This is a genomic window from Flavobacterium sp. Arc3 (assembly GCF_041431375.1).
Lineage (GTDB): Bacteria > Bacteroidota > Bacteroidia > Flavobacteriales > Flavobacteriaceae > Flavobacterium.
The window spans coordinates 37,065-51,608 of sequence record NZ_JASMRI010000014.1 but is presented as its reverse complement, the minus strand read 5'-3'; the positions used below and the strand labels follow the sequence as shown (position 1 = coordinate 51,608).

General features: G+C 33.1%; 10 protein-coding genes and 1 pseudogene. 5 read left to right on the top strand and 6 right to left on the bottom strand.

Annotated elements, in window-relative coordinates; all coding sequences use genetic code 11:
• Positions 1 to 2: 2 nt before the first annotated feature.
• A complete protein-coding gene (gene hutI / locus QO200_RS11600; RefSeq protein WP_371540215.1) occupies positions 3 to 1,241 on the top strand; it encodes an imidazolonepropionase in 1,239 nt (412 codons plus the stop codon).
• A gap of 211 nt (positions 1,242 to 1,452) precedes the next feature.
• Here hutI and QO200_RS11595 read toward each other — a convergent pair.
• Positions 1,453 to 2,902, bottom strand: a pseudogene (locus QO200_RS11595) (IS1182 family transposase).
• 146 nt (positions 2,903 to 3,048) lie between these two features.
• The gene (locus QO200_RS11590; protein ID WP_371540209.1) at positions 3,049 to 3,933 is read right to left on the bottom strand and encodes a hypothetical protein; all 885 of its coding nucleotides are present in this window, start codon (positions 3,931 to 3,933) and stop codon (positions 3,049 to 3,051) included.
• A gap of 100 nt (positions 3,934 to 4,033) precedes the next feature.
• On the opposite strand from QO200_RS11590, the gene QO200_RS11585 reads away from it, so the two are divergent.
• The 3 genes from QO200_RS11585 (at position 4,034) to QO200_RS11575 (ending at position 7,137) form a co-directional block, all read left to right on the top strand.
• Positions 4,034 to 5,080, top strand: coding sequence for a formimidoylglutamase (locus QO200_RS11585; protein WP_371540205.1), 1,047 nt, complete (start codon positions 4,034 to 4,036; stop codon positions 5,078 to 5,080).
• Positions 5,081 to 5,214: 134 nt separating this feature from the next.
• Positions 5,215 to 6,474 (top strand): DEAD/DEAH box helicase, encoded by a 1,260-nt coding sequence (locus QO200_RS11580; RefSeq protein WP_371540201.1) that lies wholly within the window; start codon positions 5,215 to 5,217, stop codon positions 6,472 to 6,474.
• Positions 6,475 to 6,660: 186 nt separating this feature from the next.
• Complete coding sequence (locus QO200_RS11575; protein ID WP_371540195.1) at positions 6,661 to 7,137, top strand: Hsp20/alpha crystallin family protein; 477 nt, start codon at positions 6,661 to 6,663, stop codon at positions 7,135 to 7,137.
• 114 nt (positions 7,138 to 7,251) lie between these two features.
• On the opposite strand, the gene QO200_RS11570 is transcribed toward QO200_RS11575, so the two are convergent.
• The 4 genes from QO200_RS11570 to aroC form a co-directional block, all read right to left on the bottom strand.
• Positions 7,252 to 9,420: a response regulator gene (locus tag QO200_RS11570; RefSeq protein WP_371540193.1), complete on the bottom strand. Its 2,169-nt coding sequence runs from the start codon at positions 9,418 to 9,420 to the stop codon at positions 7,252 to 7,254.
• Between the two features lie 323 nt (positions 9,421 to 9,743).
• Positions 9,744 to 11,024, bottom strand: a complete 1,281-nt coding sequence (locus QO200_RS11565; protein ID WP_371540190.1) for a dicarboxylate/amino acid:cation symporter — start codon at positions 11,022 to 11,024, stop codon at positions 9,744 to 9,746.
• An 80-nt stretch (positions 11,025 to 11,104) separates the two neighbouring features.
• Complete coding sequence (locus QO200_RS11560) at positions 11,105 to 12,385, bottom strand: dicarboxylate/amino acid:cation symporter (RefSeq protein ID WP_371540187.1); 1,281 nt, start codon at positions 12,383 to 12,385, stop codon at positions 11,105 to 11,107.
• Between the two features lie 94 nt (positions 12,386 to 12,479).
• A complete protein-coding gene (aroC, locus tag QO200_RS11555) occupies positions 12,480 to 13,538 on the bottom strand; it encodes a chorismate synthase (RefSeq protein ID WP_371540184.1) in 1,059 nt (352 codons plus the stop codon).
• Between the two features lie 189 nt (positions 13,539 to 13,727).
• Here aroC and QO200_RS11550 point away from each other — a divergent pair, with 189 nt between their 5' ends.
• Positions 13,728 to 14,531, top strand: coding sequence for a UDP-2,3-diacylglucosamine diphosphatase (locus QO200_RS11550; RefSeq protein WP_371540182.1), 804 nt, complete (start codon positions 13,728 to 13,730; stop codon positions 14,529 to 14,531).
• Positions 14,532 to 14,544: the final 13 nt, after the last annotated feature.

The following is a 14,544-nucleotide window of genomic DNA, read 5'->3' as shown; positions in this document are numbered from 1 at the left end:
CAATGAAAACATTAATTATAAATATAAAGGAATTACTTCAAGTTCGCGATATCGCAGTTACCAAAATAGCTGGTGCTGCAATGACTATTCTTCCTACCATCAAAAATGCATACTTACTTATAGAAGATAATTTGATTGCTGATTTTGGTTCAATGGATAATGTACCACATACCAAAGCAGATCAAACTATTGATGCTACAGGAAAAATGATATTACCCTCATGGTGTGACAGCCATACTCACATTGTTTATGCTGGCAATCGCGAGCAGGAGTTCGTAGACCGCATCAATGGCCTCAGCTATGAAGAAATAGCCAATCGGGGTGGCGGAATCTTAAATTCAGCTCAAAAGCTAAATGAAGCAACCGAAGAAGAAATATACGATCAGTCTAAAGAACGACTGGAAGAGGTTATGCGTTTAGGAACTGGAGCGGTCGAAATTAAATCTGGTTATGGGCTAACCATAGACGGGGAATTAAAAATGCTTCGGGTTATCAAACAACTGGCGCAAAACTACCCCATAGCTATAAAAGCTACGTTCCTAGGAGCTCACGCGATTCCATTAGCCTATAAAGAAGATAGAAAAGGATACATTGATATTTTAATCAACAACATGCTTCCTGAAATCTCCAAAAACAATCTTGCCCAGTTTATAGATGTATTTTGTGAAACTGGTTATTTCACCGTTGAGGAAACAGAAGAAATTATGAATGCCGGAATACACTTTGGCCTAAAGCCAAAAATCCATGTAAACCAGTTCAATTCAATTGGTGGAATTCAAGCAGGGATAAAATACAATGCACTCTCTGTGGATCATCTTGAAGTAATGACAGCAGAAGATATCGAAGCTTTAAAAAACACAGAAACAATGCCAGTAGCCTTACCTTCTTGCTCCTATTTCTTGAGTATTCCTTACACTCCTGCCCGCGCAATGATTGCAGCCGGTCTTCCTCTAGCAATTGCTACAGATTACAACCCTGGCTCCACTCCATCGGGTAATATGAATTTTGTTGTGGCAACTGCCTGTATTAAAATGAGAATGACTCCTGAGGAAGCCATAAATGCCGCCACTATCAATGGTGCGTATGCAATGGGAATTTCAGATACCCATGGAAGTATAACTATAGGCAAAAGAGCTAATTTTATTATCACAAAGCCTATTCCATCCTACTATCAATTGCCGTATGCTTTTGGCAGTAATTTAATAGACACCGTATTTCTTGAAGGAAAAATTATTACATAAAAAAAGAGGAGCAAAATAGAGGGTACTGAAAAACATCGCATATTTTGATTAGCGTCGTTTTTTAGTCAATAAAAAAACGCTTGCAACAGGATTTATAATAATCCGTTGCAAGCGTTTTCTTTTTTAATATTGATTTTAATGTTAGTTCAATAAGGCTATTTTGAGCTTAGCTAGATTCATTTTGAGTAATGCAGCAGTAGCCTTCATTTTTCTACATTAATTTGAGTATTCTTTTTAAGTTTACCGTGAAAATTGCCATTGCACCTTGCATTTGCATATTGGTAATGCCATACGATATTGCTCTATCATAACCATGTACATTTTTCAACTCACTGTTTTTCGCTTCTATTTTATATCGGTGTTTTGCTTTTTCTTTGTAATAGTCAGTTTCTTGAAAAACCATTTGGTCTTGATGTAATTCTGATTTTATGGATACCGAATATGTTTTTGTCTTGGCTCCTTCTTTGTAACAACCATCTTTTAAAAGGCAAGACTTGCATTTTTCTACATCAAAATAATATGTATTTACTTGATTTGCCCCAACATCTTTGGTTCCACCACGTGCTTTTCGTATTGCTAAATGTCCAGCTGGGCAAACAAACCTATCGGCATCTTTATTATAATCAAATTTCTCTTCATCTTTTCTAAATCCTTGTGTTATGGACGGCTTTGGACGTGCTACAACTTTAATGTTTTGTTCACTTGTGATTTTAAGATTTTCTTTTCCGGAATAAGCAACATCGCCAATAATGGTATCGACATCGATTCCGTTTTCTTGACTAATTTCTAAAAGTTTAGGCAATTCTGGTCCATCTCCTTTTTCTCCAGATGTGACTACAGCCGCAGTAATGATCCGTTCTTCGGTCATTGCCAAATGAGTTTTATAACCAAAGAAGGAACTCTCAGCAGACTTATGACCCGTTTTAGCATCGGTGTCTTTTGATAAAGTTAAATTTTCATGAGCATCTTCTACGGTTTCTTTGAGTAGATGTAATTTCTCTTTCACAGCTGGGATTGAACTTATTGACGGCTCATTTTCAATGCGTTTTCCCAACTCTTTACAATAAGCCAGTTCCTTTTCTAAGTCATTGTCGGTATTTTTTTGAGGCATATGTTCTTTGAATTCCTCGTCAAAGGTGTATACTGTTTTTCGCAGTAGCTGAGAACGTTCTCTCAATACATCGATAGCTAAAAATGGATTGGATCTAGACAAAATATGTGTCGCATCAACAATAATTGACTTAGAGCGAATGATGCCCTTTTTCAATGGCAATAGTTACTGTTTTATTTATCAATAAGTTAAGAAGGTTGGTGTCTTTCAAACGAAGTTTTCTAAATTTTGTTAACGAACTCGGATTGATAACATCGTCTTCTGGTTTCATATCCAAAAAATATTTGAAGGACATATCGTATTGAGAACGCTCCACGACATCAACATCGGAAACGCTGTAGATGGTTTTAAGTAGTAAATACTTAAACATACGAATAGGGCTTTCTGCCATTCGCCCATTATTGTTGCAGTATTTGTTTAACAACTCGTCATAAATAAAAGAAAAATCAATCAAATCGTTGATTTTTCTTAATAGATTTTCTTTTGGAACTATTAAATCATGCAACGAAGAATACTCGCTGAATTGTATTGTTTGTTGTTGTATTAACATCTAAAAAAAACTAATAATTAGACTTAAATATAAATAAAAAGGAGTAGAAATCCTGAGATATCTACTCCTTTTTATTTATCAATGTATTCGAAAGACTTTTTCAGTGCCCTCTTAATGACTCCTCTTTTTTTATGCAAAGTTCATACTTAGTTCAAAGTAAAACTAGTTTTTGAAACGACTTCATTTTTATCGAAAACGTTCACATAATAAGTTCCTTTTGCAAAATCTTTCCCAGGTAAATTTTCTGTAACCTGAACTGTTTTATTTTCGTATTTTACAGTAGTCATGAAACTATACGTCAACATATCATCACCAAAATTCACCACTTTTTTGACTCCTAAAACATTATTCTTGCCGTCAATAACTTGAACATAATATGTTTTATCTCCTGATTTTGCAACTTCATTTGCAGCAATTGTAAAACTAACTTTAAGCATATCTGCTCTGCTGGCTTTATCAGTTTCAATTTGTTTTCCTGAATTTCTTACTTTAAACGCCGATCCTTTCATGTTCAAAACAGTTAATTTTGAAGCTTTTTCTACCGTTTTTGCTAATTCTTCGTTTTGTCCTACTAAAGTCTCATTATATTTTTTAGACTCTCCAAGAACTACTACCGTACTATCTCGTTGTGAAGTCACAATTTGATTTTCTTTTTTCAAGCCTTCATTTTCAGCCATTAAAGCTTTCATGTTGTTTTGTAGGGAAAAAAATTGCTTTTTGTATTTAGCCATTGAAGCTACGTCCCCTTTTGATTTATTCAAATCAGCCATTAAACTCACCACTTTGTCTCTTTCCTGAATTAACTCGTCAGACATTGAAGTATTTTCAGAAATTGCTGCATCATAAGTAGCTTTTAACTCTTGTAAATCTTTCATAACTGAATCTTTGTCAGTCATTGTACTTTTCAATTCTGTTTGAACTGTTTTTACATCAGAAGTAACCTTAAAGATATAAACCAAGCTTCCTACCAATAAAACTGCTAAGACAGCAACAACTGCCTTCAGACTTGAACTACTTTTTTGATTTTCCATTTTTCAAATATTTTTTTTTTCAAATTTAACAATATATATTCATGTTATAACGTAAGTTAACACAATTATATTATTTTTGAAAAAAAATATTTTTATTTTTATGGAAAAGCTTCTGCCTTTTACAATGAACGACCTTGCCAAAATTACAAACCACAGAAGTGGTGAAATAAAATTTGGAGAAAAAATGCTTACTATACCTAAGGATATCGATGTTATTACTTTCTTAGAAAACAGTGACGCTAAGTATGTTCTGCTAGGAATTCCTGAAGATATAGGTGTAAGAGCAAATTTTGGTAGACCCGGAACTGCTTCGGCATGGGATAATGCTATTAAAAATATTGCTAATATACAGCACAATCGGTTTTGTAAAGGGAGCCAAATCATCGTTTTGGGACAGGTTAATGTTCGCGAAGAAATGAAAGAAGTCGAAAATTTAGATTTCCATGATATCGATGATCGTTCTAAATTAAGCCAGTTAGTTGAAAAAATTGACAAAGACGTATCTCACATTATTTTTAATATTATCAAATCTGGTAAAACCCCAATAATAATTGGCGGTGGTCACAATAACTCCTATGGTAATATAAAAGGGACTGCTCTTGCAAAAGGAAAACCCGTAAATGCAATTAATTTTGATGCTCATTCTGACTTTAGAATCCTAGAAGGACGTCATAGCGGAAATGGTTTTTCATACGCTTACGAAGAAGGTTTTCTTAAAAAATATTTTATTTTTGGATTACATGAAAATTACACTTCCAAAAGTGTTTTAGATCTTATCAAAAAAACAGAAGATCGTGTACGTTACAATAGCTACGACAGCCTGGCTATTCGAAAAGAGAAGGACTTTACGCAAGAAATGATAACTGCGCTCGAATTTATAAAAACTGATTTTTTCGGAATCGAAATTGATTTGGATGCTATCCCAAATATTGCGAGTAGCGCTATGACTTTGAGTGGTTTCTCAATAGAAGAACTGAGAAAGTTTATTTCTTTTTTTGGTAAACATAAAAATGCAGCTTATATACATATATGTGAAGGAGCACCAGATTTAGGAGAAGAAAAAAACAACCATTTGATAGGTAAATTAATTGGATACTTGGTAACTGATTTTATAAAAGCAAATAATAATAATAATAATACGAACTAGTCGACTCCTAACAATTCCTTTCAGAACGACTATAAATCCAGCCGAACATTCGATACAAATAAGCATCAAAAATAATAATACTATCTTTGCAAAACTATCCTTGTACTTAATACAGGATATTTAATTTCAAAAATATGTTATTCGAAGATTTATCACTTTCAAAAAGTATACAAAGAGCCGTATATGAACAAGGCTATACAAACCCCACTCCTATTCAAGAACAATCTATTCCACTAGTTTTAGCCGGAAAGGATTTAATAGGATGTGCACAAACTGGAACTGGAAAAACGGCAGCATTTGCCATACCAATTATACATCAATTGCATCGCATTGTAGGCTCTTCAAAAAAAGCCAAGCAAATTCGTGCCTTAGTAGTAACTCCTACAAGAGAACTAGCAGTTCAAATTGGTCAAAGTTTTGACACTTATGGAAAATACACCAACTTAACACAGCTGACCATTTTTGGTGGTGTTTCACAAAACCCACAAGTTGATGCTCTAAGAAATGGAGTTGATATTTTAATTGCAACTCCAGGAAGATTACTTGATTTACACAAACAAGGTTTTATTGACTTAGATCATTTGCATGCGTTAGTACTTGATGAAGCAGATCAAATGCTTGATATGGGATTTGTAAACGATGTAAAAAAAATCGTAAAGCTTACTCCTAAAAATAGACAAACTCTATTTTTCTCAGCAACAATGCCAATTGCTATTCGCGAACTAGCGGAAATGTTTTTAACAAACCCCGAAACAGTTACCGTTTCTCCCGTTTCATCTACTGCTGAAAATGTAGAGCAACATGTCTATTTTGTTGAAAAAACAGAAAAAAGAAACTTACTGTATCATTTGATTAAGAATCAAGACTTATCTGATGTGTTAGTTTTTTCAAGAACGAAGCACGGAGCAGATAATGTCGTAAAAGCATTGCGTAAAAACGGAATTGCAGCCGAAGCGATACATGGTGACAAATCTCAGAACGCAAGACAACGTGTTTTAGAAGCTTTTAAGAATAAAGAAGTCGGTGTGCTCGTTGCCACTGATATTGCAGCTCGTGGAATTGACATTGATCAACTACCTTATGTTATTAACTTTGATTTGCCTAACATACCTGAAACATACGTTCATCGAATCGGAAGAACGGGACGCGCCGGAAATGGTGGTGTGGCTATTTCTTTTTGCAGTAAAGACGAACATGGCTATTGGAAAGACATTCAAAAATTAATTAAAGTTGATGTAAAAACCATAAGTGACCATCCGTATCCATGGCATTCAGGAAATCCTGAAACGGCTCCGGGAGGATCTACAAAACCAAAAAATTCAAACAGAAGTGGTGGTGCTCATAAATCTCGAAAATCAGACGCTTCAAAGCAAAATAAAAAACGCTGGTATTAAATAAATCTATTTTTACTGGTTTACTAATACAAATACCTTTTTCCAATATGGAGAAAGGTATTTTTTTTATTAAGTAACTACTTGTTTATAAGTTAATTAAAAGTTAAACGAAACTGTTAAATTAATAAGCTATCATTTATTCTCTAATTTTAATAGTAGTTAATAATCATTTAAAACTAATAAATTATGGAAGCATTAGTAAAAAGAAACGGATTTGTTCCGTTATTAAATTCAGGTTTTGTGCCAACAGCAAACCCATTTTTTGATGATTTTTTATCAAGAGATCTTCTGGAAATGACTGGTCAAAATTTTGCAGCGTTAGGAAGTAATTTACCATCTGTAAATCTAAAAGAAACAGATAAGAAAATTGAAATCGAATTAGCAGCGCCCGGTTTAAAAAAAGAAGATTTTAAAATTGAATTAGACAACAACATGCTTACCATTTCTTCTGAAAAACAAGAAGAAAAAGAAGAAACAAGTAAAAAAGACAATTACTATCGAAAAGAGTTCAGTTATCAGTCCTTTTCAAGATCTTTTAATCTTCCCGATTATACTGATGACAACCACATTAACGCTAATTACAAAGACGGTATACTTCATGTTGATATTGCCAAGAAAGAAGGCGCTAAGAAAAAAACAGCAAAGACCATTGACATTAAATAAGAAAGAGTTCCTATAAAATTATTTTAACTCTAAAGAAATCGCGAAACCAGTTGAACTAATTATAGTTGAATATGATTTTGCGATTCTCTTTTATATTTCAGAATATAAAAACGGCTAAACTAACTCAGTCTGGTTTTCTTTATACAATAGCTGATTTATCATTTTAAACAATAATGCTGGTTCAAAAGGTTTGATGATGATGTCGTTAATACCTGCTGAAAGTGCTTCTTCAACAATCTCATCTTTGTCAAAGGCAGTTAATGCAATTACAGGTGTCATAACACCTTTTTGACGCAGTCTTTTAGTGGTTTCAAAACCATTCATCAATGGCATATTTATATCCATCAATATAACATCAAATTTTGCGGTATCGACTATTTCAAGAGCAGCCATTCCTGAATCAACTACACTACATTTGTAATTGTTTTTTTCAATAATTTTTCTTGTGATTAACTGATTAATTTTGTTATCATCCACCACTAACACATTAAATATTTCGTTTGATGTCAAATCAACTTGTATCTTATTTATAAGCTCAGTAGTTTTAATAGGATCATAATCAAATGCTATAGTAAAAGTGAAGGTAGTCCCATGTCCTATTTTACTTTTTAGAGAGATCGTACTGTCAAACAATTCTAATAATCGTTTTACAATAGACAAGCCTAAACCAGTACCTTGATAATCTATTTCTTTTCTTCCTATTTGTACAAATTTTTCAAATATTTTTTCTTGATCCTCTTCGGCAATTCCTACTCCATTATCTTGTATATTAAACTCGATAAAGTGAGCTTTATTTTCGATTTTAACTAAATCCGCCTTAATATTAACTTCCCCATTGTTCGTGAATTTCAGTGCATTACTGACCATATTAATTATAATTTGAGAAAACCTTAATTTGTCTCCAATCAAATATTCTGGAATTGAGGGGTCGATACTAATATTAATATGGTTTTCATGGCTTTTAGCAATGAATGACAAGGAATTCTTAATCATATTAATTTCATCTACCATGTTAAAAGTCAAGCTTTCAAGTACAATTCTATTTTCTTCTATTTTATTTATTTGAAGAACATCATTAACAAGAGACAATAAGTAGCGTGCAGAGAATTTAAGAGAGCTTAAATACGGACTGTCCGCTAATTCTTTATGCTCATCTAGCAACATATTTGTTATACCGACAACGCCATATAAAGGAGTACGTAGCTCATGACTTATTGTCGATACAAATTGTGATTTTAAATAAGACGCTTCTTCTGCTTTCTCTTTTGCAATAACTAATTTTTCATTTGCGATAATAAGCTCTGCATTTTTTTTCTTCTTGAAATTGTTGTTTTTATAAACATTATAAAGTAAAAGCAGCACCACAGTCAAGGCTATAATAAATAATACAACAATAATCCTTGACTTTTGCAAGCTTATATCTTGTAAGCTTATTTCATTTTCTATTGTATCAACCTTTCTCTTATATTCATCTAATTCCAGATTAACACCTACTATATTTGCTCTCTTAACTTTATTTGAATCTTCAATTGATTTTCTTATTGAGTTATAAAGTAAAAGATTTTCATAGGCATTTTTATAATCCCCTTTTTTCATCAATAACTTAGCATACTCTTGATGTGCATAAGACAAATCAGATTTCTCACTGACTCCCTGCCCAAGTTTGATGGCATTTTTAAAAAACAACTCGGCTTTATCAAATTCCAATTGATTGGTAAAAAACATTCCGTTCAGCATCTTTAGGGTAACAACCGTACTTTTGCCTCCAAAGTTACTATGATGCTTATTTATAAAATCTAAATAAGGTTTCCCTTTTTCAAAATTACCTTTATAAAAATAAGCCCATGCAATATTCATTTTTGTAATATAGATTGAGCTGCTATCATTAATTTTAGTGCTGTACTCTAATGCTTTTTTATAATAATCTACTCCTTCATCAAGGTTGTTTAATTCAAAACAATATATATTCCCAATATTGTTATTTAATGAACTCTTGATCGAATCATTAGTAGTTCTATCTGCATAAGCTAGTCCTTTTTTATAATAAAAAGCAGCTTTGTCTACTTCAGACATTGCTTCAAAATTTGCAGCAATCATATTGTATGATTTCGCAACAAGATAATCATCTTTTCTATCGATAGCATAACGCAATACTAGTCTTGCGGTCGTTAATGATTCCTCAAATTTAAACTCAGATAGGCTATTAGTAGCTTTTGAAGTTAATTTTAAAATTGCTTTTCTAGATAGAGTATCGGTTTTAGCAATAGGAACATTGCTGAACATATTTAACGAAAAAAGGAAGAATAAAAGTATTCGTATCCGGAGCATAAATTACTTTTTGGTTTTCAAATATACATTTATATAATTGAGCATCAATATTTAAATTATATAAATAGCAACACACAATCAAAAGTAATAAAAAGAAATATCTTACAAGCAATTTTAACGCCCAAATATAAAACTATAACTTAAAACTTATAAATAAGTTTTAATAGAACGTAAAAAAGCCGTTCGACATAAATTTACTAAGATGGATTTCCTTAAATAAATATACTGAACGGCTTTCTCTCCACTAAAAATAGTAGTATTTCTATAATATAATCAATCTAAAAATCTTTGGGATGATGTAACTTCCCTACTGATTTTGCCACTATTGTTGCAACAGTGGAGTCACTAGTCACGTTTACAACAGTCCTACACATATCTAAAGGTCGGTCTATAGCAAAAATAAGTGCTAATCCCGCCTCAGGAATTCCAGCTTGTCCTAAAACAATTACAAGCATAACCATACCTGCACTAGGAACTGCCGCAGATCCTATAGAGGCCAAGGTTGCCGTAACAACAATCATTAACTGTGTGTTTAGGTCTAAAGGATTAGGAAGCATTGCCTGAGCAATAAAAATAGCTGCCACCGCCTGATAAAGACTTGTACCATCCATATTTACAGTAGCACCTAGTGGTAACACAAAACTGGAAACTTCTTCATCAACTCCTACGTGTTCTGTTACACACTCCATGGTTACTGGCAACGTAGCAGCACTTGAACTGGTCGAAAAAGCCAACAGTTGAGCAGGTGCAATTGCCTTGAAAAATTTTATAGGATTTACTTTTGCAAAAATCAATAATAAAGTAGGATAAAAAATAAAAGCCATAATAAACAACCCTAATACAACGGTCAATCCATAGATCCCTAATGCTCTTAAAGTACTGAAGTCAGGGATTTCTACCATCAAAGAAGCCATCAAAGCAAAAACACCATAGGGCGAAAAAAGCATTATGATGTCGATGATTTTCATAATAACTTCATTTAGTCCTTTAAAAAAATCAACAACTGGTTTTGCTTTTGCTTCATCGATTAAGATAAGTCCAATACCAAGAAGAATAACGAAAAGTATAACCTGTAGCATACTACCATTGTCACTCATCGCTTTGAAAAAATTATCAGGAACAATATCAACTAATGGTTGAAGCGGACCACTTTTTTTTGCCGTTTCTGCCATCTGTATTTTTTGAGAAGCATCCACAGAAAAATTTTGGATTAGACTTTCTCTAGATTCTTTATTAATATACCTTCCTGGTTTTATAAGATTAGCCAATCCTAACCCAATCGTAACAGCGATTACAGTGGAACATAAATAAAACAATACTGTTCTCCCGCCTAGTTTTGAAAGTTTTGAAATATCCTTTAAATCAGCTAAGCCTACTATTAATGAAACTACAATTAATGGAACGGCAATCATTTTTAGAAGATTTATAAAAATGGTTCCAAACGGTTTAATCCAGTCTACAACAATCCCTTTTTGTTCTAAATTCTTCATTAATAATCCAAAAAGCAATCCTAATATCATTCCTATTAAGATTTTCCAATGCATTGCAAGTTTTTTCATAATTCAATTTTAATTGTATCGTTCCGGCCAAATATACAAAAATAAAAAACTCCTCAAATTTGAGGAGTTTTTAGTATCTTTTAGTCTAATGGAACTATATCTATTTCATTACTTTCTTCCCATTTTCCAACCACCGCAGTAGCTAATGCATTTCCTAAAACATTAGTAGCACTTCTAAACATATCGCAAAAATGATCTATCGGTAATATTAAAGCGATTCCCTCAATTGGAATATCAAACATACCGCAGGTAGCTGCCACAACAACTAAACTTGCTCTTGGCACACCTGCAATTCCTTTACTCGTAAGCATCAAAACAAGTAGCATCGTCATTTGCGTTCCTAAATCCAAATGTATACCATAAGCTTGCGCTATAAAAATACTGGCAAAAGTCATATACATCATACTTCCGTCTAGATTAAAAGAGTATCCTAAAGGTAACATGAAAGAAACAATTTTGTTTTTTACTCCAAAGCGCTCTAATTCTTCCGTTAATTTTGGGAATACTGCTTCACTACTTGTAGTTCCAAAAGCAATAATTAATGGACTAACAATTCTTTTTAGCAGTACTGTCATTCTACTTTTCAGGAAAATATAACCAACAATGATCAATACTACCCAAAGCGATGAAATACCTATTAAAAACGAACCGAAAAATTTAAAATAAGTGAGTGCTAATTCTTGAAAATCTCTAACAGCAAAAACACCTGCAATAGCCCCAAAAACTCCGATTGGGGCGAAATTCATTACATAATTTACCATTTTTAAAATGATATGCGACATTTTATCCAGTGCAGTAACTACGGGTTTAACATAGTCGCCAATTGACGCAGCTGCTAAACCGAAGAAAATAGAAAACACAACAATTTGCAAAATTTCGTTAGTAGCTAATGCTTCAAAAATACTTTTAGGAACAATATGCTCAATAAAATTTTCAAACGAAATACTTTGAGTTTTAGCCGCTACTTCAGACGCTGAAGATAAATCAACATTAGATAAATTAAGTCCAACTCCAGGTTCGAGAACATTTACAAAAAACATTCCTAATAATAGAGACATTAAAGAAGCTGTGAAAAACCAGCCTAAGGCTTTTCCTCCAATTCTACCAACTGCACTAACATTTCCTAATTTTGCAATACCCACAACTAAAGTAGTAAATACTAAGGGCGCAATAATCATTTGCACCAATCTAATAAAAACGGTAGCTAAAATTTTTATTTTATTACTAAAAGATAAGGCTGATTCTGCCGAAATAGAATTGTGTATTACAACTCCTAAAATGGCTCCTAGAACCATTGCAATTAGTATTTGAGTAGTCAAGTTCGATGCTATTGACTTCTTTTGTGTTTCTGTAGAACTCATTTTGGTTTTGTGGGTTGGTTTTATGGGTTATGGGTTATGGGTTGTTTATAATTAAAAGTACTTACTTAAGTAGGATTTACCGTTCAATTAGTTTTTAATATATTTTGTTAATCAAATAAAAATCAGCCAATACAATTGCTGCCATCGCTTCCACAATAGGGACTGCGCGTGGCACAACACAAGGGTCATGGCGTCCTTTTCCAGTCATTTCTGTAATATTTCCTTGGTTATCTAACGACTCTTGCTTTTGCATAATAGTGGCTACTGGTTTAAAAGCTACTCGGAAATAAATATCCATTCCGTTGCTAATTCCACCTTGAATTCCACCAGAAAGATTTGTTTTTGTAGTTCCGTCTAAATTGTATAAATCATTGTGTTCGCTACCTTTCATTTTAGCACCACAAAATCCACTTCCATATTCAAATCCTTTAACCGCATTGATAGAAAGCATAGCTTTACCTAATTCTGCATGCAACTTGTCAAAAACAGGTTCTCCTAGACCAACCGGTACATTCTGAATCACACAGGTAACAGTTCCACCCACAGTATCTCCCTGCTTACGAATTTCACGTATGTACTCTTCCATTATTACTGCCGATTCTTCATCAGGACAACGAACAGGGTTATTTTCCGTTTTTGAAAAATCTAAATCTTGATAAGGTTTTTCTAGAAAAATTGGCCCTACAGAAGATACATAGGCATTAATTTTAATGTCGGGCAACATTTGCTTAGCAATAGCACCTCCCACCACTCTGCTGGCTGTCTCACGTGCAGAACTTCTTCCGCCACCACGGTAGTCTCTAACCCCATATTTTTTTTCATAAACATAGTCTGCATGACTTGGTCTATAATTATCTTTTATATGAGAGTAATCGTCTGATTTTTGATTTGTATTTGGTATAATAAAACCTATTGGCGTCCCAGTCGTTTTTCCTTCAAAAATACCTGATAAAAACTGGACGTCATCCGGTTCTTTCCGTTGTGTAACTATAGCAGATTGACCTGGTTTTCTTCTGGACATTTCAAGTTGAATTGCCTCTAAATCTAGCGTAATTCCTGATGGGCATCCATCAATTATTCCACCTAATGCTTCTCCGTGGGATTCTCCAAAAGTTGTTAATCTAAATAGGGTTCCGTAGCTATTTCCTGCCATTATAATAAGTTTGGAACAAATATATGTTTTATGACTTAAAGTAAAAAATTTAAAATTAGGATTAGATAACAAAATTACCAACTTAAAAAGATTACGTTTAGTTAATAGTTAAGACTAATTCATAACAATGTAATAAAATGCAATGCATAACCCAATGCCTAAATTTGTGAAACTTCAAATTAGAGTCAATTGAAAAAAAGAAAAGTAGAGATCGTTGTAATTTCTGATGTGCATCTTGGTACTTTTGGCAGCCATGCCATAGAGCTCAATAAATACTTGTCATCAATAAAACCAAAAATTTTAGTTCTAAATGGTGACATCATCGATATATGGCAATTCAGAAAATCATATTTCCCTCATAACCATTTAAAAATCATTCAAAAAATAATGGGGCTTGCTTCCAAAGGGACTAAAATCTATTACATTACAGGAAATCACGATGAAATGCTTCGCAAATTTAGTGATCTGAATATGGGCAACATTGCATTAGTGGATAAATTAGTATTGGAAATGGATGATAAAAAAGCATGGATTTTTCATGGTGATGTTTTCGATGCTTCCGTAAATCATGCTAAATGGATTGCCAAATTAGGTGGTCTAGGATACGATTATCTCATTCTTTCTAATCGATTCGTCAATTGGTGTTTAAAAAAAATTGGAAAAGAGCCTTATTCCTTTTCGAAAAAAATAAAAGCTGGCGTAAAAAAGGCAGTCAAACACATTTCAGATTTTGAAGAAACAGCCACAGAATTAGCAATTGAAAACAAGTACGACTATGTGATTTGTGGGCATATCCACGAACCAAAAATCATTAAAAAAGAAAATAAAAATGGGTCTGTCTTATATTTGAATTCTGGAGATTGGGTCGAAAATTTAACAGCCCTTGAGTACAATAAGAAAAGATGGAAACTATACCGTTATCAGGAATCCAACTTTTTAGAAGAAGAAAACCTCTTTGAAATGGAAGACAACTTGAGTCGCCAAATAATTTAATCAGCACTGTTTT